At 66.4% G+C, this 25871-nt stretch carries 25 protein-coding genes; 15 read left to right on the top strand and 10 right to left on the bottom strand.

Translation table 11 applies throughout. The annotated features are described in order from the left end of the window. Window positions 1-204: 204 nt before the first annotated feature. The 5 genes from AAFN89_RS12500 to AAFN89_RS12480 all read left to right on the top strand — a co-directional run bounded on the left by AAFN89_RS12500 (window position 205) and on the right by AAFN89_RS12480 (window position 5836). A complete protein-coding gene (locus tag AAFN89_RS12500) occupies window positions 205-1800 on the top strand; it encodes an ABC transporter substrate-binding protein (protein ID WP_347539391.1) in 1596 nt (531 codons plus the stop codon). A gap of 99 nt (window positions 1801-1899) precedes the next feature. Next, window positions 1900-2910 carry an ABC transporter permease subunit gene (locus AAFN89_RS12495; RefSeq protein ID WP_347539390.1) on the top strand — a complete coding sequence of 337 codons (1011 nt, stop codon included), beginning with the start codon at window positions 1900-1902 and terminating at the stop codon, window positions 2908-2910. 87 nt (window positions 2911-2997) lie between these two features. Then, the gene (locus tag AAFN89_RS12490; protein ID WP_347539389.1) at window positions 2998-3879 is read left to right on the top strand and encodes an ABC transporter permease subunit; all 882 of its coding nucleotides are present in this window, start codon (window positions 2998-3000) and stop codon (window positions 3877-3879) included. Then, window positions 3879-4868: an ABC transporter ATP-binding protein gene (locus AAFN89_RS12485; protein WP_347539388.1), complete on the top strand. Its 990-nt coding sequence runs from the start codon at window positions 3879-3881 to the stop codon at window positions 4866-4868. The genes AAFN89_RS12490 and AAFN89_RS12485 overlap by 1 nt, the downstream gene beginning before the upstream one ends. Next, window positions 4865-5836 (top strand): peptide ABC transporter ATP-binding protein, encoded by a 972-nt coding sequence (locus tag AAFN89_RS12480; protein ID WP_347539387.1) that lies wholly within the window; start codon window positions 4865-4867, stop codon window positions 5834-5836. Before AAFN89_RS12485 ends, AAFN89_RS12480 begins: the two co-directional genes overlap by 4 nt. 152 nt (window positions 5837-5988) lie before the next feature. Here the strand turns inward: AAFN89_RS12480 and AAFN89_RS12475 are convergent, their stop codons facing one another. Then, the gene (locus AAFN89_RS12475; protein ID WP_347539386.1) at window positions 5989-6471 is read right to left on the bottom strand and encodes an SRPBCC family protein; all 483 of its coding nucleotides are present in this window, start codon (window positions 6469-6471) and stop codon (window positions 5989-5991) included. Between the two features lie 280 nt (window positions 6472-6751). Here AAFN89_RS12475 and AAFN89_RS12470 point away from each other — a divergent pair, with 280 nt between their 5' ends. Then, window positions 6752-6892 (top strand): aminoglycoside phosphotransferase family protein, encoded by a 141-nt coding sequence (locus AAFN89_RS12470; RefSeq protein ID WP_347539385.1) that lies wholly within the window; start codon window positions 6752-6754, stop codon window positions 6890-6892. Window positions 6893-7069: 177 nt separating this feature from the next. Continuing rightward, a complete protein-coding gene (locus tag AAFN89_RS12465; protein WP_347539384.1) occupies window positions 7070-7303 on the top strand; it encodes a hypothetical protein in 234 nt (77 codons plus the stop codon). A gap of 18 nt (window positions 7304-7321) precedes the next feature. On the opposite strand, the gene AAFN89_RS12460 is transcribed toward AAFN89_RS12465, so the two are convergent. From AAFN89_RS12460 to AAFN89_RS12445, 4 genes are all read right to left on the bottom strand, one after another. Next, complete coding sequence (locus AAFN89_RS12460) at window positions 7322-7804, bottom strand: peroxiredoxin (RefSeq protein ID WP_347539383.1); 483 nt, start codon at window positions 7802-7804, stop codon at window positions 7322-7324. 32 nt (window positions 7805-7836) lie between these two features. Further along, a complete protein-coding gene (locus AAFN89_RS12455; RefSeq protein WP_347539382.1) occupies window positions 7837-8622 on the bottom strand; it encodes an enoyl-CoA hydratase-related protein in 786 nt (261 codons plus the stop codon). Between the two features lie 53 nt (window positions 8623-8675). After that, window positions 8676-9503 carry an alpha/beta hydrolase gene (locus AAFN89_RS12450; RefSeq protein ID WP_347539381.1) on the bottom strand — a complete coding sequence of 276 codons (828 nt, stop codon included), beginning with the start codon at window positions 9501-9503 and terminating at the stop codon, window positions 8676-8678. Window positions 9504-9573: 70 nt separating this feature from the next. Next, the gene (locus AAFN89_RS12445) at window positions 9574-10701 is read right to left on the bottom strand and encodes a type III PLP-dependent enzyme (RefSeq protein WP_347539380.1); all 1128 of its coding nucleotides are present in this window, start codon (window positions 10699-10701) and stop codon (window positions 9574-9576) included. A 615-nt stretch (window positions 10702-11316) separates the two neighbouring features. Between AAFN89_RS12445 and AAFN89_RS12440 the strand changes: the two genes are divergently transcribed. Next, window positions 11317-11847 carry a sigma-70 family RNA polymerase sigma factor gene (locus AAFN89_RS12440; protein WP_347539379.1) on the top strand — a complete coding sequence of 177 codons (531 nt, stop codon included), beginning with the start codon at window positions 11317-11319 and terminating at the stop codon, window positions 11845-11847. A 66-nt stretch (window positions 11848-11913) separates the two neighbouring features. Here AAFN89_RS12440 and phaZ read toward each other — a convergent pair whose 3' ends face one another. Then, complete coding sequence (phaZ, locus tag AAFN89_RS12435) at window positions 11914-13143, bottom strand: polyhydroxyalkanoate depolymerase (RefSeq protein ID WP_347539378.1); 1230 nt, start codon at window positions 13141-13143, stop codon at window positions 11914-11916. A gap of 343 nt (window positions 13144-13486) precedes the next feature. On the opposite strand from phaZ, the gene AAFN89_RS12430 reads away from it, so the two are divergent. The 3 genes from AAFN89_RS12430 to AAFN89_RS12420 all read left to right on the top strand — a co-directional run bounded on the left by AAFN89_RS12430 (window position 13487) and on the right by AAFN89_RS12420 (window position 17044). Further along, complete coding sequence (locus tag AAFN89_RS12430) at window positions 13487-15040, top strand: sugar ABC transporter ATP-binding protein (RefSeq protein WP_347539377.1); 1554 nt, start codon at window positions 13487-13489, stop codon at window positions 15038-15040. Next, window positions 15037-16023, top strand: coding sequence for a ribose ABC transporter permease (locus AAFN89_RS12425; RefSeq protein ID WP_347539376.1), 987 nt, complete (start codon window positions 15037-15039; stop codon window positions 16021-16023). Before AAFN89_RS12430 ends, AAFN89_RS12425 begins: the two co-directional genes overlap by 4 nt. Before the next feature lie 82 nt (window positions 16024-16105). Continuing rightward, window positions 16106-17044: an ABC transporter substrate-binding protein gene (locus AAFN89_RS12420; protein WP_347539375.1), complete on the top strand. Its 939-nt coding sequence runs from the start codon at window positions 16106-16108 to the stop codon at window positions 17042-17044. 44 nt (window positions 17045-17088) lie between these two features. Here the strand turns inward: AAFN89_RS12420 and AAFN89_RS12415 are convergent, their stop codons facing one another. From AAFN89_RS12415 to AAFN89_RS12405, 3 genes are all read right to left on the bottom strand, one after another. After that, the gene (locus tag AAFN89_RS12415) at window positions 17089-17646 is read right to left on the bottom strand and encodes an NADPH-dependent FMN reductase (protein ID WP_347539374.1); all 558 of its coding nucleotides are present in this window, start codon (window positions 17644-17646) and stop codon (window positions 17089-17091) included. A gap of 19 nt (window positions 17647-17665) precedes the next feature. Beyond that, on the bottom strand, window positions 17666-18292 hold the full coding sequence (gene ycaC, locus AAFN89_RS12410; protein WP_347539373.1) for an isochorismate family cysteine hydrolase YcaC: 627 nt from the start codon (window positions 18290-18292) through the stop codon (window positions 17666-17668). A gap of 98 nt (window positions 18293-18390) precedes the next feature. Further along, window positions 18391-19257 carry a pirin family protein gene (locus AAFN89_RS12405; RefSeq protein ID WP_347539372.1) on the bottom strand — a complete coding sequence of 289 codons (867 nt, stop codon included), beginning with the start codon at window positions 19255-19257 and terminating at the stop codon, window positions 18391-18393. A 123-nt stretch (window positions 19258-19380) separates the two neighbouring features. Here AAFN89_RS12405 and AAFN89_RS12400 point away from each other — a divergent pair, with 123 nt between their 5' ends. Together AAFN89_RS12400 and AAFN89_RS12395 are read left to right on the top strand one after the other, a co-directional pair. Further along, a complete protein-coding gene (locus AAFN89_RS12400; protein WP_347539371.1) occupies window positions 19381-20289 on the top strand; it encodes a LysR family transcriptional regulator in 909 nt (302 codons plus the stop codon). A 63-nt stretch (window positions 20290-20352) separates the two neighbouring features. Continuing rightward, window positions 20353-22992, top strand: coding sequence for an ATP-binding protein (locus AAFN89_RS12395; RefSeq protein WP_347539370.1), 2640 nt, complete (start codon window positions 20353-20355; stop codon window positions 22990-22992). On the opposite strand, the gene AAFN89_RS12390 is transcribed toward AAFN89_RS12395, so the two are convergent. Next, window positions 22959-23678, bottom strand: coding sequence for a response regulator (locus tag AAFN89_RS12390; protein ID WP_347539369.1), 720 nt, complete (start codon window positions 23676-23678; stop codon window positions 22959-22961). The genes AAFN89_RS12395 and AAFN89_RS12390 overlap by 34 nt on opposite strands. 171 nt (window positions 23679-23849) lie before the next feature. On the opposite strand from AAFN89_RS12390, the gene AAFN89_RS12385 reads away from it, so the two are divergent. After that, a complete protein-coding gene (locus AAFN89_RS12385) occupies window positions 23850-25376 on the top strand; it encodes an ATP-binding protein (RefSeq protein WP_347539368.1) in 1527 nt (508 codons plus the stop codon). Next, window positions 25373-25861, top strand: coding sequence for a YaiI/YqxD family protein (locus AAFN89_RS12380; RefSeq protein ID WP_347539367.1), 489 nt, complete (start codon window positions 25373-25375; stop codon window positions 25859-25861). Before AAFN89_RS12385 ends, AAFN89_RS12380 begins: the two co-directional genes overlap by 4 nt. The last annotated feature ends 10 nt before the right edge of the window (window positions 25862-25871 follow it).

The raw sequence follows: 25871 nt of genomic DNA, 5'->3' as shown, positions 1-25871 counted from the left end.
TTCCCCATGGCTTTGCGGCAATAAGGTGGCATCGCGACGCTTGCCAAGGATGCGGTTCCTGCGCCACATTCCCCGGCAACGGTTGCGCCGGGACGGCGGGAGGCCGACTCGGCGGGCAACTGGAAATCGCACCTAAACGCCGGTCATCCGCCGGTGCGACGCATCGGCGGCGAAAGACCGAGCACTACGGGGAAGGCAAGTATCATGAACAACAAGTTGATCGCACTTGCGGTCGGCGTCTCCGCATTCGCGTTCGCCGGCGCCGCGGGCGCACAGACGCTGGTCTACTGTTCCGAAGGCAGCCCGGAAGGCTTCGCGCCCTCGCTCTACACGTCGGGCACGACGTTCGACGCCACGTCGGAGACGATCTACAACCGCCTCGTCCAGTTCGAGCGCGGGACGACGAACGTGGTTCCGGGTCTGGCGGAAAGCTGGGAAGTTTCCGACGACGGGCTGGAATACACCTTCCACCTGCGCCAGGGCGTCCAGTTCCACAGCAACGACACCTTCACGCCGACGCGTGAGTTCAATGCGGACGACGTCCTCTACACGTTCAACCGGCAGTGGAAGGAGGACAATCCCTTCCATGAGATCTCCGGCGGCACCTACGAGTACTTCAACTCCATGGGTATGCCTGACCTGCTGAAGGAGATCGTCAAGGTCGACGACTATACGGTGAAGTTCGTGTTGAACCGGCCGGAAGCGCCCTTCATCGCCAACATGGCGATGGATTTCGCCTCCATCATGTCGCTGGAGCAGGCCCAGGCGATGATGGAAGCCGGCACGCCGAACCTGATCGACACGACGCCGGTGGGCACCGGGCCGTTCCGTCTGGTGAACTACCAGAAGGACGCGATCATCCGGTATGAATCCTTCGACGATTACTGGGACGGCGACCAGCCGATCGAGAACCTGGTCTTCTCGATCACGCCCGACGCCTCGGTCCGCTACGCCAAGCTGCAGGCCGGCGAATGCCATGTCATGGCCTATCCGAACCCGGCCGATATCGAGGCCATGAAGGCCGACCCCAACCTGACCGTCCTGGAGCAGGAGGGGCTGAATGTCGGCTATCTGGCGTTCAACACCCAGAAGGAGCCGTTCGACAACGTCCTGGTCCGCCAGGCGCTGAACATGGCGGTCAACAAGGAAGCGATCATCGACGCGGTCTATCAGGGCGCCGGCGTGGTCGCGATCAACCCGATCCCGCCGACCATCTGGTCGTACAACGAAGAGGTCGAGGACTACCCCTACGATCCTGAGCAGGCGCGCGCGCTGCTGGCGGAAGCCGGTTATGCCGACGGCTTCACGACCGACCTCTGGGCGATGCCCGTGCAGCGTCCCTACAACCCGAACGCCGCCCGCATGGCCGAGATGATCCAGGCCGACTGGGCCGCTGTCGGGGTCGACGCGGAGATCGTCACCTACGAATGGGGCGAGTACCTCTCCCGCTCGCTGGCCGGCGAGCATGAGACGGTCCTCCTGGGCTGGACCGGCGATAATGGCGATCCGGACAACTTCCTCTACGTGCTGCTGGGCTGCGCCGCGGCCGAGGACGGGGCCAACCGCGCCCGCTGGTGCTATGAGCCGTTCAACGAGCTGCTGCTGCAGGCCAAGGTGACCAGCGACCGTGAGGAGCGCACCGCGCTCTACGAGGAAGCCCAGGTCATCTTCAAGGAGCAGGCGCCCTGGATCACGATCGCCCATTCGGTCGTCACCCAGCCGATGCTGAACACCGTCCAGAACTACAAGATCGACCCCTTCGGCGGTCATCAGTTCGTCGGCGTCAGCCTGGCCGAGTAAAGAACTCCGGGCTATGAAAGTGGCGGGCAGGGGTGTACATCCCCCTGCCCGCTTCTTTTTTAGGCAATCGTCCAAAACAGACGCAGATATCGTCTCTTCATGCTTCGTTTTCTCCTGACGCGCGTCAGCCTGATCGTCCCGACCTTTCTGGGCGTCACGTTGCTGACCTTCACGCTTATCCGGCTGGTGCCGGGCGACCCGATCCTTCTCCTGGCCGGAGAGCGGGCGATCGATCCGGAGCGCTACGCCCGGCTGCGCGCGGAGATGGGGTTGGACAAACCCATCCTCGAGCAGTACGCGATCTATATCTGGAATGTGCTGCAAGGCGATCTGGGCACATCCGTCGTCACGAAGCAGCCCGTCCTCAGCGAGTTCCTGACGCTGTTCCCAGCGACGCTGGAACTGGCGATCTGCGCGATCATCATCGCCGTCATCGTCGGCCTGCCCGTCGGCATGCTGGCCGGCACGAGGCGCGGCAAGGCCGCCGACCACACGGTCATGGGCCTGTCGCTGACCGGCTATTCGATGCCGATCTTCTGGTGGGGCATTCTCCTGATCCTCCTCTTCTCCGTCATCCTGGGATGGACGCCAGTCTCCGGCCGTATATCTGTGATGTACTGGGTGGAGCCGGTGACCGGCTTCATGCTGATAGACAGCCTCCTGTCCGGTCAGGACGGAGCCTTCCAGTCGGCCGTCAGCCACCTGATCCTGCCGGCCGTGGTGCTGGCCACCATTCCGCTGGCTGTTATCGCGCGGATGACACGATCCTCCATGCTGGAGGTGCTGAACGAGGACTATATCCGCACGGCCCGGGCCAAGGGGCTGACGCCGCGCCGGGTGGTCTGGGTCCATGCGCTGCGGAATGCGCTGATCCCGGTCGTCACGGTGATCGGCCTCCAGGTCAGCGTGCTTCTGACCGGCGCCATCCTGACGGAGACGATCTTCTCCTGGCCCGGGGTCGGGAAGTGGATCCTGGAGAGCGTCTACCGGCGCGACTATCCCATCCTCCAGGGCGGCGTCCTGCTGCTGGCCACGGTGGTGATCCTGGTCAATCTCTTCGTCGAGCTTCTCTACGGTATCATCAACCCGCGCATCAGCCGGGCGCGGTAGGAGCGTGGCGATGACGACGAACAACCATTCCATCAAGTCTGCCTGTCCATGAGCATAGAAGCACCCGTACAACCCGCGGCGTCGCCCGTGACCGCGACGGCCGACGCGCCGCCCCACCCGGTCGCGGAGTTCTGGAGCGATTTCAGCCGCAACAAGGGCGCCGTCGCCGGCCTCGCCGTCATCGTCTTCGTCGCTCTCCTGGCGATCTTCGCCGATTTCATCGCGCCCTATTCGCCGATCGAGCAGTTCCGCGACGCGCTGCTGGCGCCGCCGGTCTGGAACGACAACGGCACGTGGGGCCACATACTGGGCACGGACGCGGTCGGGCGGGACCTGTTGTCCCGGCTGATCCACGGCGCGCGCCTGTCGATGCTGACCGGCGTCATCGTCGTCACGCTGTCGCTGATCGTCGGCGTCACGCTGGGTCTTATCGCCGGCTTCTTCTCCGGCATGCCGTCGATCCTGATCATGCGGATGATGGACATCGTGCTGTCGCTGCCGTCGATCCTGCTGGCGATCGTCATCGTCACCATCCTGGGTCCCAGCCTTCTGAACGCGATGATCGCGGTGACGGTCGTGGTCACGCCGCACTATGTCCGGCTGACGCGCGCGGCGGTCATCAACGAGCTGTCGAAGGATTATGTCACGGCGTCGAAGATCAGCGGCGCCGGCCTTATGCGGCTGATGCTGGTGACGGTGCTGCCGAACTGCGTGCCGCCGCTGATCGTGCAGGCGACACTCGGCTTCTCCACGGCGATCCTGGACGCCGCGGCGCTCGGTTTCCTCGGCCTCGGCGCGCAGCCGCCGACGGCGGAATGGGGCACGATGCTGTCCAACAGCCGCGAATTCATCCGCAGCGCATGGTGGGTCGTCACCTTCCCCGGCCTCGCCATCCTGGTGACCGTCCTGGCTTTCAACCTGCTGGGCGACGGCCTGCGCGACGCGCTCGATCCGAAGTTGAAACGCTGATGCCCCTTCTTGAAATCCGCAATCTGACGGTCGAATTCCCGACCGCCCGAGGCCCCTTCCGCGCCGTCGAGGGCGTGGACCTGACCATCGACGAGCGCGAGCTTGTCGGCGTAGTCGGCGAATCCGGCTCCGGCAAGAGCATGTCGATGCTGGCGCTGATGGGCCTCGTGCCCTTCCCCGGCAAGGTCACGGCCGACATCATGACCTTCGACGGCAACGACATGCTGAGCATCTCGCCCCGCCGCCGCCGCGAAATGACCGGCAAGGACGTGGCGATGATCTTCCAGGAGCCGATGACCAGCCTGAACCCCTGCTTCACGGTCGGCTTCCAGATCATGGAGGCGCTGAAGGTGCATGAAGGCGGCAGCCGGTCCGAGCTGAAACGCAGGGCGATCGAGCTTCTGGACCGCGTCGGCATCCCGGCGCCCGACCAGCGCCTGTCGAATTTCCCGCACCAGATGTCCGGCGGCATGAACCAGCGCGTGATGATCGCCATGGCGATCGCCTGCAATCCGCGCCTGCTGCTGGCCGACGAGCCGACGACGGCGCTGGACGTCACCATCCAGGCCCAGATCCTGGACCTGCTGGTGGAACTGCAGCAGGAGCGCGGGATGGCCATGCTGCTGGTGACCCACAATATGGGCGTGGTGGCGGAGACGGCGCAGCGCGTCGTCGTCATGTATGCCGGCCAGGTCATGGAGCAGCGGGGGGTCGAGACGCTGTTCAACCATCCGCGCCATCCCTATACCGACGCCCTTCTGGGCGCGTTGCCGGAGCGCAGCCTGGGCAGTCGCCGCCTGCCGACCATCCCCGGCGTCGTGCCCGGCGTCTATGACCGGCCGGACGGATGCCTGTTCCAGCCGCGCTGCCGTTTCGCGACCGAACATTGCGTCGCCGTCCGACCGCCGCTGGCCGACGACCCGTCGGAGGGTCGTCCCGGCAACGTGCGCTGCCATTATCCGTTGAGTCGCGAAGGAGTGCCGGCATGAGCAAGCCGCTCCTTGTCGCCGACGGGCTGACGAAGCACTACACGGTCAACCGAGGTTTCCTGAAACCCAAGGCGACGCTGAAGGCGGTCGACGGGGTCAGCTTCGACCTGTCCGCCGGACAGACGGTCGCCGTGGTGGGCGAATCCGGGTCCGGCAAGTCGACGCTGGCGCGCCTCCTGACGATGATCGAGCAGCCCACGGGCGGAACGCTGGAGATCGTGGGCAAGGACGCCGCCCATCCCGGCCGCGCCGACGCAAAGGAACTGCGCCGGGCCGTGCAGATGATCTTCCAGGATCCGTACGGTTCGCTGAACCCGCGGAAGAAGATCGGCACGATCCTGGAGGAAAGCGTCGTCATCAACACCGACATGCCGGCCAAGGAGCGGAAGGAGCGTGGGCAGGCGCTGCTGAGCAAGGTCGGCCTGCGGTCGGAGCATTATCACCGTTACCCGCACATGTTCTCCGGCGGTCAGCGCCAGCGCATCGCGATCGCCCGCGCGCTGATGCTGAACCCGAGGATCCTGGTCGCCGACGAGCCGGTCTCCGCGCTAGACGTCTCCGTCCAGGCGCAGGTGCTGAACCTGATGATGGATCTGCAGGAGGAATTCAACCTCGCCTACCTGTTCATCAGCCACGACCTTTCGGTGGTGCGGCACATCGCGGACGAGGTGCTGGTGCTCTATCTGGGTAAGCCGGTGGAGCAGGGGTCGAAGGAGACGCTGTTCGAACGGCCGCGCCATCCCTATACCCGCGCCCTCCTGGGCTCCACCCCGTCGGTCGATCCGGCGCACCGGACCCAGCGCATATCGGTGAAGGGGGAGCTTCCGTCCCCGCTCAACCCGCCGTCGGGCTGCGCCTTCCGCTCCCGCTGCCCGTACGCGACCGACCTCTGCAAGGACGAACGCCCACCGCTCCGCTATGTCGACAGCAGGATGGTCGCCTGCCACTACGCCGAGACGATTTCCTGAGGACCTCGATATCGTCATGCTGGACTTGATCCAGCATCCATGCAGTGTCGAAGAAGCCGGGACCCCGCCAGGTCCTTCTCCGCCGGTGAAGCGGCAAGGGCCTATGGATTCCGGATCAAGTCCGGAATGACCAAGAGGAGGATGGCGAGCCTTCAGAGCTTACGGGCAACGGCCTCCAGCTGGTCGGCGCACTGGCCCCAGCCTTCGTGGAAGCCCATCTTCTCGTGCCGCTCACGGTCCTCGGCCGTCCAGTGGAGGGCGCGGGCGGTATAGCGGGTCTTGCCGCCTTCATCCTCGAATGTCAGGACACCGGTGAAGAACGGCTTCTCCGACGGTACCCAGGCCTCCGTGAAGGCGTCGGTGAAGACCAGCTTCTCGTTCTCCACGACTTCCAGATAGACGCCCGGGTTCGGATAGTCCGTGCCGTCGGGGCTGCGCATCACGATCAGCGACGACCCGCCGGGCCGCACGTCGACTTCCGCCTTCGAGACGGTCCAGGGTAGAGGCGCGAACCATTGCGGGATGATCTCGGGATCGGTCCAGGCGCGGAACACCTTCTCGCGCGGCGCGTCGATCAGCCGGGTAAGCACGAGTTCGTGGGCGGCGGTCGGGGCGGTCTTGACGTCGGCGGTCATCTGATGTCTCCCAAGGTTCGGATGGTTCGACCAGAGGACGGACGGTGGAAGCGCGATCCGACATCGGCGACCGGATTTTTTCGCCCGCGATGATAGAGGACCGGCCGGAGCATGAATGACGGTATTCGAGCTGCAATCGGCGACTACCTTCGACGCTGGAGCCTCACGGCCGACGGCAACCCCATCGCCACCCATAGCAGCCACCTGCTGCCCGTCCGCCGCGCCGGCGAACCCGCGATGCTGAAGCTGGCCATGGAGCCAGAAGAGAAGTTCGGCGGCCTTGTTGATGGCGTGGTGGGATGGCGACGGCGCGGCCCGCGTGCTGGCGCGGGAGGGCGACGCGCTGCTTCTGGAACGGGCCGAAGGGAAGCGGTCGCCCGCCGCCGTGGCGGAGCTTGCCGTGGCGGAAGCGGGACGATGAATTGCGACCGTCTGCCGATGCTGTCAATGCGCCGGCGCGATCCGTTTTCTCTATCAACCGGATTGGCTATTGAATTACTTTCGCGCCGGTAGAATCTTCAGAAAATCAACCTCAGGTCGAAGATGCTTGTCGATTGCCACAGGATCGACCATCTTTCTATAAATACCAGGATCGACCATGACGAATCCAGCTTTCGCCATATACGACGCTTTCAAGAGCGCCGGCGTTGCCGACGATAAAGCCCGTTCGGCCGCCGATAGCATTACCGAAGCGGCAAATCAGGCGCCGCTGAAGTTGCAACTGACGACAATTGAAGGCGATATCAAGCAGCTTCGTTGGATGGTCGGCTTCAATACGGCCATGGTCCTTCTGGTCCTCGGCCTGCTGCTTCGAGACACGCTCAGCGGCTGAGCGGTTCTGCCGTAATAGTTAGAGCCGCGCCAGCAGCGCCTCTGCGCTGGAGACTTCCAACTTGCCAGGCGCTTCGATCTGTAGGTCGGTGACGATCCCGTCATCGATCACCATGGCGAACCGCTTGATGCGGATGCCGAGCCCGTTTGCGCTGGCGTCCAGCGGCAGGTCGAGCGCGGCGGCCAGTTCGCCATTGCCGTCCGGCAGCATGAGGATCGTCCCTTCCGCGCCGGTATCCTTCGCCCAGGCGTCCATCACCCACGGATCGTTGACGGAAAGGCAGGCGATGACATCGACCCCCTTCGCCTTGAAATCGTCGGCATGGTCGATGAAGCCGGGCAGGTGGCGGACGGAGCAGGTGGGCGTAAAGGCGCCCGGAACGGCGAAGAGGACGATCGTCTGGCCGGTCGTCAGTTCTCCGGTATCCAGATCGACGAGCCCGTCCGGCCCCACCTGCTTCAACATCACCTCAGGGAACCTGTCTCCCACCTTGATCGGCATTGCCGCCTCTCCCCCTTTTTCTCTTCTTCGTCTTAGCGCCAGGTGAACCGAGGCGGCCGTTTCTCGGCGAACGCCCGCCATCCTTCGCGCAGATCCTCGCCGCCGAACGCGCCATCGTAGAGCGCCGCAAGATCCGGATCGTCGTCCCCTGCCCCGTCGAGCACCGCCTGGATCATACGCTTGGCCGCGCGCAGGGAATACTGGGATCGCCGGGCCAGCCCGGCCAGGTAGTCGTCCAATGCCGCTTCGATCAGGGCGGCCGGCTCCACCCTGTCGACCAAGCCGATAGTGTGGGCTTCGCCGGCATCGATCAGCCGGCCGGAGAACAGCATGTCCCGCGCCCGCGCCGGCCCCACCGTTTCGACCAGCCGCCGCGTATCGGCCAGGCTGTAGACAAGGCCGAGGCGGGAGGGCGTGATGCCGAACCGCGCATCATCCGAAGCGAAGCGCAAATCGCAGGCGAGCGCGAGGCCGCAGCCGCCACCGACACAGAGGCCGCGGATGAGGGCGATGGTCGGCTTGGTCGCTCGCTCCACTGCGGCGAAACCTTTCCGAACGGCGTCGTTGTAGGTCCGGGCGGAGTCGGGCGAGGCGTAGACGGTCTCGAACTCCGCGATATCGGCACCGGCGGAGAAAGCGCGGTCGCCCTCCCCCCGCACCAGAACCGCAAGGATGTCGGGGTCGCCCTCGATCTCCGCCATCAGGCCGGGCAGCACCCGCCACATGGCGAGCGTGATGGCGTTCAGCTTGTCCGGCCGGTCGAGCACCAGATGGGCTATGGGGCCGTGACGGTCCAGGCGGAGCGGCATTGCGGTCATGAGGATCGGTTCTAGCGGGGGACAGGCGGTTCCGCCACCGTCACGTGGCCTCGTCACGTGGCGTCGACAAAGGCCGCCAGTTCCCGGTTGAAGCGCGGCTGGTCCTCCACGAAGGGCATGTGCCCGATGCCGTCATAGAGCGACAGACGCGCCGCCGGCATGGCGCGGGCGATGCGGTCGGTCATGGCAGGCAGCACGATATCGTCCGCCGTCCCGTGGGTCAGCAGGACCGGCAGGCGGATGGATGAGAGGACATCGTCAAAATCCTCCGCCCGGCTGAAGAGCGCGCGGCGGACGAAGGGCGGGACCGTCATGTTGAAGGCGAGCATCGTCTCATGCCAGTCCGGCGGCAGGGGTCGCGCCGAGCAGGCGCGAACGAACCGGCGGGTCGCGGCGATGTTGGCGGCCAACTCGTCCCGGCACATGGTCGGACTATTGGCCAGCAGGCCCTGCCCCAGCAACGCCGGCACCTCATCCGTGCCGATCAGCGTGGTGGCGGCGACAAGGTTGATTCCGGCGATCCCCTCCTGCCCGAAGCGGCGGAGATAATCCCCGATCACGAAGCCGGCATAGGACCAGCCGACCAGCGCCGGCCGGTCGATCCCGGATCCGGCGATCACCGCGGCCACATCCTCCGCCCACAGCCGCCCGGCGGTGTAGGAGGCGGTCCGTTCCGGTCGGCCGGAGACGCCATGGCCGCGCAGGTCGAAGGCGACGAGACGGTACCGCTCCGCCAGCGCGCCCTCGAACTGCCGCATCCAGCAAAGGCAGCTTTGTGAGAAGCCGTGGATGAAAAGGATCGCCGGCCCGTCGCGCGGCCCCGCCGCCATGACCGAAAGCGGAACGCCGCCCCCGCCTTCGACCGTATAGGTCTCGATCATTTCCGCCGCCCCCCGCCCGCTGCTCTTCTTGGCCGGGCAAGAGACACGAGCGGGACCAGTGGGGCAAGCGTCAGATGTAATAGGCGGCGAGCGGTTCGAAGCCGTTGAAGGCGACGGAGGCGTAGGTTGTGGTGTAGGCGCCAGCGGCGAGCACGCGGATGCGGTCGCCGATCCTGAGGTCGACCGGCAGGTGGTAGTCCGCCTTCTCATAGAGCACGTCGGCGCTGTCGCAGGTCGGGCCGGCCAGGATGACCGCTTCCTCCGGGCCGGCGGCGTCGGTTTCGATCGGGTACTGGATCGCCTCGTCCATCGTCTCCGCCAGCCCGCCGAACTTGCCGATGTCCAGATAGACCCAGCGGCGGTTGTCGTTGGCCGATTTGCGGGAGATCAGCACGACCTCGCTCTCGATCACGCCGGCATTGCCGACCATGCCGCGCCCCGGCTCCACGATCGTCGCGGGCAAGCGATTGCCGAAATGGGCGCGCAGCGCGTCGCGGATGGCCTCGCCATAGGCTTCCGTGGGCGGAACGTCACGACGGTAGCGGGTCGGGAACCCGCCGCCCAGATTGACCATCCGGAGCGTGACCCCCTTCTCCTCCAACTCGCGGAAGAGGCCGGCGACGGTCGCCAGCGCGGCATCCCATTGCGTCAGGTCGCGCTGCTGGGAGCCGACATGGAAGGAGACGCCATAGGGTTCGACGCCGAGCGATGCGGCCTTCAACAGCAGGTCGCGGGCCATCTCCGGATCGCAGCCGAACTTGCGCGACAGCGGCCAGTCGGCCCCTTCCCCGCTGGTCAGGATGCGACAGAAGACCTTCGATCCCGGCGCGGCCGCGGCGATCTTCTCAAGCTCAGCGATGCTGTCGAACGCGAAGAGGCGCACGCCCAGCGCGTAGGCCGCTGCGATGTCCGACTGCTTCTTGATCGTATTGCCGAAGGAGATGCGATCGGCGGTCGCGCCGGCCGCCAGGACCTGCCGGATTTCCGGCAGGCTGGCCGTGTCGAAGGAAGAGCCGAGGCCGGCCAGCAGCGACAGCACCTCCGGCGCGGGGTTGGCCTTCACGGCGTAGTAGATCAGCGAATCGGGCAATGCGCCGGCGAGGGTTCGATAGTTCTCGGACACGACGTCCAGATCGACGACGAGGCAGGGCGTGGCCGGGCGGCGCTCCTGGAAGAAGCGCGCGATCTTGATGTTCATCGCCAGGGACTCCGGGACGAAAGGCGGTGTTCGGGAAGGTTCGGAAAGAACGGCCGACGGCCGGCCTATGGGAAGACCAGCATGGCCCGGAGAGGAGCGCCGCCGTTCGGGCGCAAGCTGGCAGGGACGGCCCCGCCGACAACAACATGAAACATCGTAGCCTCCGAAGGCCATCCCGGAAGGGACGGGTCAAAGGGGTTACGCGTTACGTCGTTGCATGACCATGGCGGCCAGGGGCACGTGCGCTGCGAATGGCCCTCTCATACGCCCAACGCCCGCCTCTCGAAAAGGAAAATTTCGATCTTCGAAAAAGAAAATCCAGAGCATTAGAGACAATTAATTATCCATTGAAAACAAGCGTCTACGGTAAGCTCGCTCCCATCCCGGCCACCTTTGGGGCGGATTTGGCCAGATTCGCCCAAATCGGCCCAAGTCCGACCACAATTAAAGTCTGAACTACGCTCAGCTTTCTTCGGGACGGCCAGTGATCGAACCCTTCGACCGGCCGTTCGTTTTCGACGGACTTGGGCGGAATCGTCGAGGACTTTCAGGCAACTTCAATAACCGCCCGTTGGATGCATGGCCTAAAGCCACAGCCAAATAAGGAGGCACCAGATGGCGACCAAGTTTCAGGATGATCTCGTCGCGATGATCCCCCACCTGCGGGCGTTCGCACGGTCGCTCACCGGTTCGGCCGATACCGCCGACGATCTTGTCCAGGACACCGTCGCGCGAGCCCTTCGCGCCCAGCACCAGTACAAGCCGGACACCAACCTGAAGGCGTGGCTGTTCACGATCCTGCGCAACCAGCATATCAGCACGATGCGCCGGGCGCGGATCAGTTCCACCTGCATCGACGATTGCCCCGAATCGCTGATGTCGGTCCCGGCCAGCCAGAGTTCCCACATGCAGCTTATGGACGTCCAGCGGGCGATGATGAAGCTGACGCTGGAGCATCGCGAGGCGCTGCTGCTGATCGGCGCGGCGGGCGTCAGCTATGAGGAAGCGGCCGCGATCTGCGGCTGCCCGGTGGGCACGGTGAAGAGCCGCCTGTCCCGCGCCCGGCGGGAGCTTCTGGAGCTTCTGTCCGATACCCCGCGCTATGCAACGCGGTCCCGCGAGGCGCTTCAGGCGATGGCCGCCTGATCTTCCCGAGCTTCTGAACGCGAACGGCCCCGGATTTTCCGGGGCCGTTTTCGTATTGAAGTGCGCTCAGCCGGCCTTGTGATGTTCGCGGATGAACGCCTTCACGCGCGGGCTGATCTGGTTCCGCCATTTGCGGCCGTTGAAGATGCCGTAATGGCCGACCGCCTTCTGTTCGTAATGGCGTTTCATGGCGTCGGGCAGGCCGGTCAGCAGATCATGTGCGGCGCGGGTCTGGCCAAGGCCGGAGATGTCGTCATTCTCCCCCTCCACGGTCATCACGGCGGTGTTCGCGATGCTGGAGGGATCGACTTTCCGGCCGCGCGACACCCATTCGCCCTTCGGCAGGGCGTGGTCCTGGAACACGACCTTTATCGTCTGGAGGTAGAATTCCGCCGTCAAATCCATGACCGAGCGGTATTCCTCATAGAAGGCGCGCTTCGAGGCGGCGCTTTCCTCGTCGCCCTGGACCAGATGATTGAACATCTGCCAATGGGCGTCGATATGGCGGCCCAGATTCATCTGCATGAAGCCGGCAAGCTGCATGAAGCCCGGATAGACCCGGCGGAACGCCCCCATATGGGGCGGCGGCACGCGGGAGACGACGTTGACTTCGAACCAGCCCAGCGAATTCTCCTCCGCCAGCCGGTTGACGGCGGTGGGGCTGCGCCGCGTGTCGATCGGGCCGCCCATCAGCACCATGGAAGCCGGGGTCGCCGGGTCCTTGTCCGCCGCCATCAGGGAGACGGCGCCCATGACGGGCACCGCCGGCTGGCACACCGCCATCACATGGGTGTCGGGGCCGAGGAAGCGCAGGAAGTCGATGACGTAGTCGACATAGTCGTCGAGGTCGAACGATCCGTGATGGAGCGGCACCTCGCGCGCGTCGCGCCAGTCGGTGATATAGACGTCGTGGTCGGGAAGCATCGCCTCCACAGTGCCGCGCAGCAGGGTGGCGTAATGGCCGGACATCGGCGCGACGATCAGCAGGCGCGGGTCGCGCGGCCGCCGCGTCGCGCGCCTGAAATGCTTCAACTGGCCGAAGGTCTTGCGGAGGACGATCTCCTCCTCCACCGCAACCTCCCTGCCCTCCATCACCGTGGCGTCGAGGCCGAAGCCGGGCTTGTCGTAGCGGCGCGTCGTCTGTTCGAAGAGGTCGAGCCCGGCGGCCAGCGCCCGACCGGGAAGCGTGTAGGAGAAGGGGTTGAAGGGGCTGCGCAACAGGTGCTGCCCATGGTCGGCGAAGATCCTGGCGGGCGCGACCGCCGCATGCTGAAGCTCATAGAAATGATATAGCATCCAAGGATCCTTGACGAAGCGGCCTGGACTTCCGTGAAGTCCCGGAAGCATTCACGAAAATGGTTAATAAGTCCGCTTCGTCTGACGGAAAAGGCAGGCGGTCGACTACCGCCTATGGGGTCTCCCCTCTCACTCTGCTCAAGATATTGCCGGACGATCAAGTGGTAATTCCATTTGGCCCCCCGGTGCGCCCGTCGTTCCGATTTCGTTTCATTTGTTTCACCGGTGCGGCCTTCGGTGAAATTCGCGGTTAACACGGCTGATGTCCTGATGTGCCCGCGTCGGTGGGACAAGAGTCGCCTTCTGAAATGCGATCGCCGCCGGACAGCAAGGGGAGGAGCCGTTGACCGCTGGGCCAGCGCCCGCGCTTGAGATGCGCGGCATATCGAAGGGGTTTCCGGGCGTCCAGGCGTTGAAGGATGTCAGCCTGACCGCGTGGCCGGGGGAAATCCACGCGCTGATGGGCGAGAACGGCGCCGGCAAATCCACGTTGATGAAGATCCTGGCCGGGGCCTACGCCGCCGACGAGGGACGGATCGCGATCGAGGGGAAGAGCGTCTCCATCACCGGCCCGCAGGCCGCGCGCGAGGCCGGCATCGCCTTGATCTATCAGGAGCTGAGCCTGGCGCCCAACCTGACGGTGGCGGAGAACATCTTCCTGGGCGACGAACGGCGGAACGGTTTCGGATTCGTCCGGCGGGCCGAGATGCGGGCCGAGGCGCAGGAGGTTCTGGACAGCCTGGGTGCCCCCTTCTCCGCCGGAACGATCGTCGGTTCCCTCTCCATCGCCGAACAGCAGCAGGTGGAGATCGCCCGCGCGCTGCACCGGCAGAGCCGCGTGCTGGTGATGGACGAGCCGACGACGGCCCTGTCGGCGCGGGAAACCGACCGGCTGTTCGACCTGATACGCCGGCTGCGGGAAACCGGCATCGCCATCATCTATATCAGCCACCGCATGGCGGAGGTCTACGAGCTGGCCGACCGGGTGAGCGTGCTGCGCGACGGCCAGTATATCGGCAGCCTGGACCGGGACGAGCTATCCGCGCCGAAGCTGGTGCAGATGATGGTCGGCCGGACGCTGAAGGATTTCTTCCGCAAGGAGGGCCATACCGAGATCGGCCACACCGTGCTGGAGGTCGAGGGGTTGACCGACGGCGACAAGGTGAAGCCGGCGACCTTCCATGTGAAGGCGGGCGAGGTGCTGGGATTGAGCGGCCTCGTCGGGGCCGGGCGGACGGAGCTGGCGCGCCTGATCTTCGGCGCGGACCGGCCGACCGCCGGCACGGTCCAGCTGGAGGGCGAGACGCTTTCGGTGCGGGAGCCGAGCGACGCGATCAAGGCCGGGATCGGCTACCTGCCGGAGAACCGCAAGGAGCAGGGCCTGTTCCTCGACATGGTGGTTCGCGAGAATATCGCGATCAGCGTGCTGGGCCGGGACGCCCATCCGGGCGGAATCTACAACCGCGGCAAGGCGGAAAGCCTGACGCAATCGGCGATCGGCGATCTGAGCATCCGCGTCAATCATGGCGACGTGCGGTCGGGCGGCCTGTCCGGCGGCAACCAGCAGAAGCTTCTGGTTGCCCGCTGGCTGGCGATCCACCCAAAGGTGCTGATCCTGGACGAGCCGACGCGCGGCGTCGATGTCGGCGCGAAGGCGGAGATCTACCGGATCGTCAACGAGCTGACGGCCAAGGGCGTGGCCGTCATTTTCATATCGAGCGAGTTGCCGGAGATCATCGGCATGAGCGACCGCGTCCTGGTGCTGCGCGAAGGCGCGATCGTCGGTGAGCTGGGCGGCGAGACGGGCGCGGAGATCACCCAGGAGGCGGTCATGGCGCACGCCACCGGCACTTCCGAACTGACGCAGGGCGAACTGACTCAGGGTCAAGGACAATGACGACAACCAGCGAAGCCTCCCACAAGAAGAGCTTCAGGGCCGCGCTGGCGCGGGACGCCGTGCAGTCGCTGGGCATCCTGCCGGTGATGATCGCGATCGCGATCGTGTTCTCGTTCCTGGCGCCCAACTTCATGACCGAAGGCAATTTGCTGAACATCGCACGGCAGGCCTCGATCAACATCGTGCTGGCCGCCGGCATGACCTTCGTCATCCTGACCGGCGGCATCGACCTTTCGGTCGGCGCGATCCTGGGATCGACGGCCGTCGTCGCCATCATCACCTCGCTGGCGCCGGAATGGTCGTGGGCGGCGATCCCGGTGGCGCTCCTGACCGGTCTCGCCATGGGGGCGGCCAACGGCGCGCTGGTCGCCTATGTCGGCCTGCCGCCCTTCATCGTGACGTTGGGATCGTTCACCGCGCTACGCGGCGTCGCCTATCTGCTGGCCGGCGGCACCACGGTCATCAACAGCGAGATCAGCTTCGAATGGATCGGCAACGCCTATCTGGGGCCGGCGCCGTGGCTGGTGGTGATCGCGCTGGGCGTCGTGGCGCTGAGCTGGTTCATCCTGCGCCGAACGGTGCTGGGCGTTCATGTCTACGCCGTCGGCGGCAACGCGCAGGCGGCGCGGCTGACCGGCATCAAGGTCGGGCTGGTGCTGATGTTCGTCTACGCCATCTCCGGCCTGTTCTCCGGGCTGGGCGGGGTGATGAGCGCCAGCCGGCTCTACAGCGCCAACGGCAATCTGGGCGTCGGCTACGAGTTGGACGCGATCGCCGCCGTCATCCTGGGCGGCACCAGCTTCGTCGGCGGCATCGGCACCGTGATCGGCACCCTGTTCGGGGCGCTGATCATCGCCATGCTGAATAACGGGCTGACGCTGATGAACGTCTCCTTCTTCTGGCAGCTGGTCGTGAAGGGGCTGGTCATCATCATCGCCGTCATCATCGACAAATACCGCGTCCGGGCGAGCGGCCGGGCGTAGCGGAACCGGGGCCGCCGCGCCCCGCAACAGGACTTCGCGGAACGGTCCGCGAAGGACCAACCCCAAAGGGAGGATCGAAGACGTGAGAAAGAGCATCGGTTTCAGCCTCGTCGCCCTGACCATGATGGGCACGGCCCCGGCAGCCTGGTCGCAGGAATTGAATTCCGTCGGCGTGACGGTCGGCGATCTGGGCAATCCGTTCTTCGTCCAGATCGGTCGCGGCGCGGAGCTGGCGGCCAAGGAGATCAATCCCGACGCTGAAGTGACGGTCGTCTCCAGCGGCTACGATCTGAACCGCCAGGTCGGCCAGATCGACGATTTCATCGCGGCGGGCGTCGATATGATCGTGCTGAACGCGGCCGACAGCCGGGGCATCTTTCCGGCCGTGCAGCGCGCCAAGGAAGCCGGGATCGTGGTGGTCGCGGTCGACGTGAACGCCGAGGGCGCGGACGCCACCGTGACCTCCAACAACGTCCAGGCGGGCGAGGTCGGCTGCGAATACCTGGCCGAGCGGCTGGGCGGCGCGGGCAATGTCGTCATCATCAACGGCCCGCCCGTCTCCGCCGTCGCGGACCGGGTCGAGGGCTGCCACAACGTGCTGGCCGAATATGAGGAGATCGAGATCCTGTCCGACAACCAGAACGCCGGCGGCAGCCGTGAAGGCGGTCTTGAGGCGATGACCTCGCTCCTGACCGCTTTCCCGGACATTGACGCCGTGTTCGCGATCAATGATCCAACGGCCATCGGTGCGGACCTGGCCGCCAAGCAGGCGCAGCGGGATGAGTTCTTCATTGTCGGCGTCGACGGCGCCCCGGACGCCGAGGCCCAGCTTGCGATGGAGGACACGCTGTTCGCCGCCACCGCCGCGCAGGACCCGCTGGTGATGGCGCAGCGGGCGGTCGAGGTCGGCTACGACATCATGCAGGGCAACCCGCCGACGGAAGATCCGATCCTGATCCCCGTGACCCTGGTCACGAAGGACAATCTGGACGAATACGCCGGCTGGACCAGCGAGGAATAGCGCGGCGCGAAAGGCCCCGGCCGACATGATCGGCCGGGGCTTCTTCATTCTTCAGTGGCGGCGAAAGCGGCGAATCCCTGGAGGAACCGGCGCAGTTGGTCGGTGACTGCGTCATCGGTGAGAACGCCGCCGGCATCGAAGACGCCGTTCGCGCGGGATACCAGCAGCCGCCCCCCGAACCATGGCCTGGTCCCGAGGTAGCGCAGGACGGGAAGCCATCCGTTCTGGCTCAGGACAGTTCCGAAACCGCCCGGCGACGCCCCGATCACGGCGACCGGCTTGCCGGCGAAGACCCGTCCTATGTCCTCCGTCGGGCGCGACAGCCAGTCGATCGCGTTCTTGAACACGCCGGGAATCGAATTGTTGTATTCCGGCGTGGCGAGCAGCAGCCCGTCAGCGGCGGCAATGGCGTCCTTCAGGTCCGCGACAATCCGCGGAATGCCTTCCGCCGCTTCCAGATCCGCGTCATAGAGCGGGATGCCCCGGATCGTCGCGACGGCAAGTTCGACCCCGTCGGGCACGAGACCCGCCGCCGCGCGAAGCAGAGCCGTGTTGTACGAACCGTCACGCAGGCTGCCCGAAAGTCCGATGAGCTTCGTCATCGCCGTCGCTCCTTTCGATCTACCGGGCCGCCTTGACGGTGTTGTAGCTGCCGATGAGGTTGCGGTAGTCGGGGATATGGTTGGAGAACAAGGTTCCCAGCCCTTCGATGTCGTTGCGCCAGTCGCGGTGCAGTTCGCAGGCGAGGCCGAACCATGTCATGAGTTGAGCGCCCGCCTCCGCCATCCGGCTCCAGGCCGAATGCCGCGTGATCTCGTTGAACGTGCCCGAGGCGTCGGTGACCACGAAGACGTCGAAACCCTCCTCGATCGCGGACAGCGCCGGGAAGGCGACGCAGACCTCCGTCACCACCCCCGCGATGATGAGTTGCCTCTTCCCCGTTGCCTTGACGGCGGCGACGAAATCTTCATTGTCCCAGGCATTGATCTGCCCCGGTCGCGGAATGAAGGGTGCGTCGGGGAATGTCTGCTTCAGTTCAGGCACCAGCGGTCCGTTCGGGCCGTCCTCGAAGCTGGTGGTCAGGATCGTCGGCAGTTTGAAGTATTTTGCGAGATCGGCGAGGGCCAGCACGTTGTTCTTGAACTTGTCGGGATCGATATCCCTGACGAGTGAAAGCAGGCCCGCTTGATGGTCCACCATCAAGACGGCGGCCTGATCCTTGTCGAGACGGACATAGGGTCTGGTCATGGTCGTGCTCCTTCCATTGGGCTGTCCGCGAATGTCAGCTTTCGCCGTTGGCGGGCGACCCCGTGCGGATACCGGGGCCACCTGGTTCCTTAAGCGTTTCAGGCCGGAATCTTGCCGAAGCGGCCGTCCTGAAAATCGCTTACCGCCTGCCTGATCTCGTCGGCCGTATTCATGACGAACGGGCCGTGCATGACGACCGGCTCGTCGATGGGTTCGCCGCCGAGGACAAGCAGCGACGCATCGCCGTTCGCCTCCAGCGAAATCTCGCCGCCTGTCCTGTCCAGCAGGACGAACTGGGCCTCGCGGGCGATGGCGTCGCCATTCACCTGCACCGTGCCCTTCAGCACGACGACGATCGCGGTGCGCCCTTCCGGCAGGGACAGGGAAGCAACACCGTCCCGCCGCAACCGTACGTCCCACAGATCGATGGGCGTGAAGGTGCGGGCCGGGCCGCGATGCCCCTCATAATCGCCGGCGATGACCCGCAACGTCCCGGCCTCGTCGGGCAGGTTGACGCTGGGGATGTCGCGGTCCAGCAGGCTCTGGTAGCCGGGTTCGGCGTTCTTGTCCTTCGCCGGGAGGTTGACCCAGAGCTGGACCATCTGGAGGGTTCCGCCCTTGCGGGTGAACGCCGGGGAGTGGAATTCCTCATGCAGGATACCCCCGGCCGCCGTCATCCATTGAACGTCACCAGGTCCGATGACGCCGCCCTTGCCCGTCGAATCCCTGTGCTCGACCTCGCCCTCATAGACGATGGTGACGGTCTCGAACCCGCGATGCGGATGGACGCCGACGCCGCGCGGCCTGTCCGCCGGCGCGAATTCGGCGGGGCCGGCATAGTCCAGCAGCAGGAAGGGGCTCACATGGTCGCCATGGCTGGCGTGGGAAAACAGCGAGCGCACGGGAAACCCGTCGCCGACCCAATGCGGCTGCGGGCCGCCATAGACTCCGAGGATCTTTCTCATATCGCTTCTCCTCTCGCGGCGTCGTGATGGACGCCTTGCTCGAGAGGAATCTGGAACCGAACCAGGTCTGGCGGTAGAGGCCGATTCTGCGCTTCAATGTCCTGAATATAGGACAATGACGCCATGCAGGATCTCAACGACCTTCGCTTCTTCGCCGCCGTGGTGGATGAGGGAGGCTTCGCCGCCGCCGCCCGCAAGCTCGGCGTACCGCGATCCCGGCTCAGCCGGCGCATCGGGCTTCTTGAAGAGCGGCTGGGCGTCCGTCTGATCCACCGTTCGACCCGCCGCTTCGTCGTCACCGAGATCGGCCAGGAATTCCATCAGCATTGCGTCGCGATGCTGGTCGAAGCCGAGGCGGCGCTGGAAGCGGTCGACAGAAGGCGGGCCGAACCGCGGGGGACGGTCAGGATCAGCTGTCCGCCCTCCGTGCTGTATTTCCAGGTCGGCGCCATGATCGCCCGCTTCATGGCAGCCTGCCCCAAAGTGGACGTGCATCTTGTCAGCACCAACCGGCGGGTCGACCTGATCCGCGAAGGGTTCGACATAGCCATCCGGGTGCGCTTCCCACCGCTGGAGGAAAGCGACCTTGTGATGAAGGTCCTGGCGCAGAGCCCGCAACGGCTGGTGGCCGATCCGGGGCTCATGCGGCGCCTGCCGACGCCGGCCGTCCCGGCTGATCTGGGCGCGCTGCCGAGCCTGGCCTGGGGGCCGCCTCATCAGGACTATGACTGGTGCCTGGAGGGGCCGGACGGCGCCACGGCGCAAATTCGCCACGCGCCCCGTTTCGTGACGGAGGACATGGTCGCCCTACGGCTCGCCGCATTGAGCGGCGTCGGGATCGTGCAACTGCCGACCATGGTGGTGGCCGAGGATTTGCGGGCGGGGACGCTGGTGGACTGCCTGCCGGAATGGGCTCCCAGAACCGGGATCATCCATGCGATGTTCCCTTCCCGCAGGGGCCTGCTGCCTTCGGTGCGCGCTCTCCTGGATTTCCTCGCGGCCGAATATGTTGCCCTGGGTCCGGAAGCTTGATCACCTCTCCGCCATGCGCCGGGATTCCCCGTCCGCGCCAGGAGCCGCTACAATAAGGCGACGATGAGCATCCTTGGGCTGAGATGGCGTCCACGCGCCCAGACGCGGCTTCTGCTGGCGTTCTCGACCATGGTCGCGCTGACCATCGCGGTCGGCGTGGTCGGCTGGGTGGGGTTCAGCAATACCGAGCAGTCGCTGAACGCGCTGAGGCGGGAGAGCCTGCCGGAGATATCGCAATCCATGGCGGTGGCGGAGCGAGCGGCGGGGCTGGCGGCGCTGGCGCCCTTCATCGCCAGCGTCGCGACGCCCTTCCAGCTTGACGACGAGCGGGAGCGGCTGCGGCGGGAGCTGGACGAGATCCTGACCCTGGTGCGAACCGAACTGCCGCGCGCCGAGGGCAGCCGGACCACCATCGAGGCCCTGGTGCTTCGGATGGAAGCGGCGCTGACAGACCTGATAGAGACGACCCGGCGCAATTTGCATCTGCGCGCCGACATTCAGCAGGCCCTGTTCGGTCTCGCCACCGCCCGGCGGGAGGCGACGGCAATCCTCGCCCGCGCCAACAGGCTGGATGGGGATTCCCGCACGCTGAGGGCGCTGACCGCCATCGAGGGCGAGGCGCGGCATCTATCCGACGTGATGACCGCCGCCACCACGGCCTCCAGCGTTTCCAGCCTTCAGATCCTCAAAAGCGAGTTCGACCAAGGCGTGGCGATGGCGGAAGACCATCTGGGCGCGGTCGGCGATCCTGCCCTGACGCGGGATCTCCGCCAGGCAATGGGCCGGATGACAGCCTATGGGCTGGGATCCTCAAGCGTATTCGCCATCCGGCATGAGCAGTTGGACGGAGAACTCGGGACCTCCTACCTGCTGGCGCTGACCCGCGCGCTGTCCGCGCAGTTGAGCGAGCGGGTGGCGGCGCTGGTCGATATGGTGGAGGCGGGCGCGGCGCGCCGGTCCCAGGATACGAATGCGGCGGTGACGGCGGGCAAGACCAGCATCCTGGCGCTGGGCGCGATCTGCGTCCTGGCCGCGTCGCTCGCCGCCTGGTACGTGGTGCGCGATCTGGGCGGCAACCTTGCCGCCGTCACGGATTCCATGATGCGGCTGGCCGGCGGCAACCGGGCGGTGGAGGTGCCGGCGACCGACCGGCCGGACGAGATCGGGGCGCTGGCGCGGGCGTTCAACATCTTCAAGGACAACGCCTTCGAGCGCGACCGGCTGGCGCGGGAACTGAGCGAGAAAACGAAGCTGCTGGAAGCCACCTTCGACAGCATGAATGACGGCCTTGCCGTGTTCGACGCCGACGGCAGGGCAGTGGCCTGGAATCCGCAATATCTCACCATCTACGGCCTGTCGGAGGCGGCGGCGGGCGAGATGGCCGGCGACAGGGTGCGCGATGGCGTACGGCGGGAGGAGACGCTGCCCGACGGGCGGACGGTGGAGCGGCGGTCCAACCCCATGCCGGCGGGAGGCTTCGTCACCATCCATACCGACCTGACGGAGCGCAAGGCGACCGAGGAGCAGTTGCGGCAGGCCCAGAAGATGGAGATCGTGGGCCAGCTCACCGGCGGCGTGGCGCATGATTTCAACAATCTGCTGGCCGCCATCGTGGGCAACCTGCACCTGCTGGAGGACGGGCTGGAGGACCGGCCGATCCTCCAGCGGCGAGCGCGCCGGGCGTTGGACGCCGCGGACCGGGGGGCGCTGCTGACGCAGAGGCTTCTGGCCTTCTCCCGCCGGCAGACATTGCAGCCCCAGCCGACCGACCTGAACGCGCTGGTCGAGGGGATGCTGGATCTTCTGGGTTACAGTTTGGGGGAGACCATTGCGATCGAAGCGGACCTCGCCCCCGGCCTGTGGACCACGGTGATCGATCCCGGACAGTTGGAGAACGCGCTCCTCAACCTCGCGATCAACGGCCGGGATGCGATGGCCGAGGGCGGGACATTGAGGATCGAGACCGGGAACCGCACGCTGGACCGCGAGTCCGCCACATCGTTCGGCATGACGGCGGGCGACGCCGTCCGGCTGCGCGTCGCCGACACCGGCCATGGCATGCCGCCCGACGTGCTGGCGCGCGTCTTCGAGCCCTTCTTCACCACCAAGGACGTCGGACGCGGCAGCGGGCTGGGGCTCAGCATGGTCCATGGCTTCGTCAACCAGTCGGGCGGCCATGTCGGCATCGAGAGCCGGCTGGGCTGCGGCACGGCCGTCATCATCCACCTGCCGCGCAGCGGGGCGCGGGAAGCGCGCTCCGAGCTGGCCGCACCTGAGCTGCTGGCCGATCTGCTCGGGCGCGACGAGACGGTGCTGGTGGTGGAGGACGATCGCGCCGTCCGGGACGTGGCGGTGGAGATGCTGGAGGGGCTGGGCTACCGGACCCGGCAGGCCGAAGACGGGCCGGCGGCGCTGGCGCTGCTGGGCGAGGAGGCACCCATCGACCTCATCTTCACCGACGTCGTGCTGCCCGGCGGCATGACCGGCCCCGACCTGGTGCGCGAGGCGACGGGGCTCCGGCCGGGGCTGCCGGCGCTCTATTGTTCGGGCTTCACCCGCGACGCCCTGGTCGACGAGGGGCGGCTGAACCGCCATCTGGACCTGATCGAGAAACCCTATGACCGGTGGACGCTGGCCCGCAACGTCCGGACGGTGCTGGACCGGCCGGGTCAGACCGTCTCGACATCGGCGGCGAAGACGTAGCCGAGGCCGCGTTCGGTCCGGATCAGGCTGGGAGTCTTGGGGTTCGGCTCGATCTTCCGGCGCAGACGCAGGATCAGCACGTCGATCGTGCGGTCGAATACGTCGCTGTCGGTCAGCCGGGTCATTGCCAGGAGCTGGTCGCGGCTGAGGATCCGGTTCGGCGCGCGCACCAGCGCCTCAAGCAGGTTGAACTCCCCTTGCGTCAGCGACACCGGCCTTCCGTCCGGCCCAGTCAGCACGCGCGTCGACAGATCCACCTCCCAGCCCCTGAACCGACGGCGGTCGGGCCGTTCGCCTTCCCCGCGCGGCGCGTCGGTTCCGCGCGACCGGCGCAGCACCGCCTTGATGCGGGCCAGCAGCTCGCGCGGATTGAAGGGCTTCACGACATAGTCGTCGGCCCCCAGCTCCAGCCCGACGATGCGGTCGATGTCGCCGCCCTGGCCGGTCAGCATGACGATCGGGATGTCGGCCGTGGCGCGCAGCCGGGCGGCGAGCGACAGCCCGTCCTCCCCCGGCAGCTTCACGTCCAGGATGACGAGGTCGAAGGACCGGGCGTCGAATGCCTGGCCCATGGTTCGCCCGTCCGTCGCCGTGGCGACGGTGAAGCCATGTTCCGACAGGAAATCGGTCAGCAGGTCGAGGATCGCCTGGTCGTCGTCGACGACCAGCAGATGACCGGCGCTCAACGGCTTTTCATTCCTTGTCGCCCTCCCCCGGCGCCTCCCCGGCCGGTAGGGTTAAGGAGGACGGCAAGTCCCGTCAAGCAAGGTGGGGGATCGGCGCGCGTCACGATATCGGGTATAGGGGAGCGCTCGCGAGGATGGAACGGGGCCGGGCAAGACCGGCCGGGAGCATTGATGTCAGGGGCGACGAAGGTCAGCATCGATATGGGCGTGACGGGCGCGGGCGCGCCGGCGACGCTGGATCTTGAGGAATTGCTGGCGACCCGGCTTCTGGTCCAGGGCAATTCCGGGTCCGGCAAGTCCCACCTTCTGCGCCGGCTGATCGAGCAGAGCGCCTCCTGGGTGCAGCAGGTCATCGTCGATCCGGAGGGCGATTTCGTCACGCTGGGCGACCGGTTCGACCATGTCGTCGTGGACGCCGCGGAACATACCGAGGCGGCGTTGCAGCAGATCGCCGCGCGGGTGCGGCAGCATCGCATCTCCGTCGTCCTGAACCTGGAGAATCTGGAGACCGAGCGCCAGATGCGCCATGCGGCCGCCTTCCTGGGCGGGTTGTTCGACGTCGACCGGGACTATTGGTACCCGATGCTGGTCGTGGTGGACGAGGCGCAGCTTTTCGCCCCCGCCGCCGCCGGCGACGTGGCGGACGAGGCGCGCAAGGCGTCGCTGGGCGCGATGACCAATCTGATGTGCCGGGGCCGGAAGCGCGGGCTGGCCGGCGTGATCGCGACCCAGCGGCTGGCGAAGCTGGCGAAGAACGTGGCGGCCGAGGCGTCGAACTTCCTGATGGGCCGGACCTTCCTGGACATCGACATGGCCCGGGCGTCGGATCTTCTGGGCATGGAGCGCCGGCAGGCGGAGATGTTCCGCGACCTGGAGCGCGGGCATTTCATCGCCCTGGGCCCGGCCATGGCGCGCCGGCCGCTGAAGATCACAATCGGCGAGGTGGAGACCGCCGCGCGCGCCGGCAGCCCGAAGCTGATGCCGCTGCCGACGACATCGACGGAGGATGCGCGCGACCTGATCCTGACGCCCGGCAAGTTCGAGGAGACGAAGCCGGTGATCCGGCCGCCCGCCATGAAGCCGTCCCAGATCGCCACGGCCGACCTGCTGGCGAAGCTGAGCCGTTCGCGGCCCGTCCTGACGCCCTCCCCGGCCGCCGGGGAGGAGGAGGCCGGGCCGGAGGCAGCCTCGACCTTCGTCGCCATCCTGCGCGACATACTGGTGGAACCGGACGCCGCCTTCCGGTCCGTCCCGGTTCTTTATCAGGATTTCCTGGTGCGCTGCCGCGTGCTGCGGGTGACGGGAAAGCTGCCCGACCTGCCCGCCTTCCGCCGCCGGCTGGACCAGGCGCGGGCTGGCGTCGATCCCGAAGCCGCCGACAGCCCGGAATGGGAGCGGGCGGTGGAAGCCGCCGCCGGCCTGCCGGAGGATCTTCAGGGCATCTTCCTGCTTCTGGCCCGCGCCGGAATGGATGGCGCTCCCTGCCCGTCCGACCATGCGCTGGCCTGGGCGCGGGGCAGCCGCTCCCCTCGCCGGGGGCGCAGCCTGCTCAACCATCTGGAGCAGTACGGGCTGGTCGTCTGCCGCGACGACGCCTACGGCAAGCGGATCGCCATCCTGCCGACGCTGGGCTGGGAGACGACGCCGGGCGACCCGAATGCCGAAGAGACGCCCGCCACCGCCGAGATGGCATCGTGACGGCACCCTCCTCCCTCGAGATCTTCATTGACGCCGACGCCTGCCCGGTGAAGGCGGAGATCTACAAGGTCGCCGCCCGCTACGGGATCAAGGTCTTCGTCGTCGCCAATTCCTTCATGATGATCCCGACGAACCCGCTGATCGAGCGGGTGATCGTGGGCGACGGATTCGACGCCGCCGACGATTGGATCGCGGAGCGGGCGGGGCCGTCCGGCATCGTGGTGACGGCGGACATCCCGCTGGCCGACCGGTGTCTGAAAGCCGGCGCTTCGGTGATCGGCCCCACCGGCCGCCCCTTCACCGCCGCCTCGATCGGCACGGCGCTGGCGGACCGGGCGATCATGGCCGACCTTCGAGCCGGCGGCGACATCGTCGGCGGGCCGAAGCCGATGGGTCAGCGCGACCGCTCGCGCTTCCTTTCCGCCCTGGACGAAACGATCGTCCGCCTGCGCCGCCGCCCGCCGAAGCCGCCGCCCCGCGCCTGACGCATCACAT

It is taken from the genome of Inquilinus sp. CAU 1745, assembly GCF_039839375.1.
Lineage (GTDB): Bacteria > Pseudomonadota > Alphaproteobacteria > DSM-16000 > Inquilinaceae > JBDOQU01.
The sequence above is the reverse complement of the archived record's forward strand: the minus strand, read 5'-3'. Positions and strand labels throughout refer to the sequence as shown.

Coding starts and splice junctions, on each gene's coding strand:
- phaZ (WP_347539378.1), bottom strand. CDS start 13,143: ATGCTATATCATTTCTATGAGCTTCAGCATGCGGCGGTCGCGCCCGCC.
- AAFN89_RS12385 (WP_347539368.1), top strand. CDS start 23,850: ATGTCAGGGGCGACGAAGGTCAGCATCGATATGGGCGTGACGGGCGCG.
- ycaC (WP_347539373.1), bottom strand. CDS start 18,292: ATGACCAGACCCTATGTCCGTCTCGACAAGGATCAGGCCGCCGTCTTG.
- AAFN89_RS12445 (WP_347539380.1), bottom strand. CDS start 10,701: ATGAACATCAAGATCGCGCGCTTCTTCCAGGAGCGCCGCCCGGCCACG.
- AAFN89_RS12460 (WP_347539383.1), bottom strand. CDS start 7,804: ATGCCGATCAAGGTGGGAGACAGGTTCCCTGAGGTGATGTTGAAGCAG.
- AAFN89_RS12405 (WP_347539372.1), bottom strand. CDS start 19,257: ATGAGAAAGATCCTCGGAGTCTATGGCGGCCCGCAGCCGCATTGGGTC.
- AAFN89_RS12465 (WP_347539384.1), top strand. CDS start 7,070: ATGACGAATCCAGCTTTCGCCATATACGACGCTTTCAAGAGCGCCGGC.
- AAFN89_RS12455 (WP_347539382.1), bottom strand. CDS start 8,622: ATGACCGCAATGCCGCTCCGCCTGGACCGTCACGGCCCCATAGCCCAT.
- AAFN89_RS12425 (WP_347539376.1), top strand. CDS start 15,037: ATGACGACAACCAGCGAAGCCTCCCACAAGAAGAGCTTCAGGGCCGCG.
- AAFN89_RS12395 (WP_347539370.1), top strand. CDS start 20,353: ATGAGCATCCTTGGGCTGAGATGGCGTCCACGCGCCCAGACGCGGCTT.
- AAFN89_RS12415 (WP_347539374.1), bottom strand. CDS start 17,646: ATGACGAAGCTCATCGGACTTTCGGGCAGCCTGCGTGACGGTTCGTAC.
- AAFN89_RS12400 (WP_347539371.1), top strand. CDS start 19,381: ATGCAGGATCTCAACGACCTTCGCTTCTTCGCCGCCGTGGTGGATGAG.
- AAFN89_RS12475 (WP_347539386.1), bottom strand. CDS start 6,471: ATGACCGCCGACGTCAAGACCGCCCCGACCGCCGCCCACGAACTCGTG.
- AAFN89_RS12485 (WP_347539388.1), top strand. CDS start 3,879: ATGCCCCTTCTTGAAATCCGCAATCTGACGGTCGAATTCCCGACCGCC.
- AAFN89_RS12495 (WP_347539390.1), top strand. CDS start 1,900: ATGCTTCGTTTTCTCCTGACGCGCGTCAGCCTGATCGTCCCGACCTTT.
- AAFN89_RS12450 (WP_347539381.1), bottom strand. CDS start 9,503: ATGATCGAGACCTATACGGTCGAAGGCGGGGGCGGCGTTCCGCTTTCG.
- AAFN89_RS12440 (WP_347539379.1), top strand. CDS start 11,317: ATGGCGACCAAGTTTCAGGATGATCTCGTCGCGATGATCCCCCACCTG.
- AAFN89_RS12500 (WP_347539391.1), top strand. CDS start 205: ATGAACAACAAGTTGATCGCACTTGCGGTCGGCGTCTCCGCATTCGCG.
- AAFN89_RS12480 (WP_347539387.1), top strand. CDS start 4,865: ATGAGCAAGCCGCTCCTTGTCGCCGACGGGCTGACGAAGCACTACACG.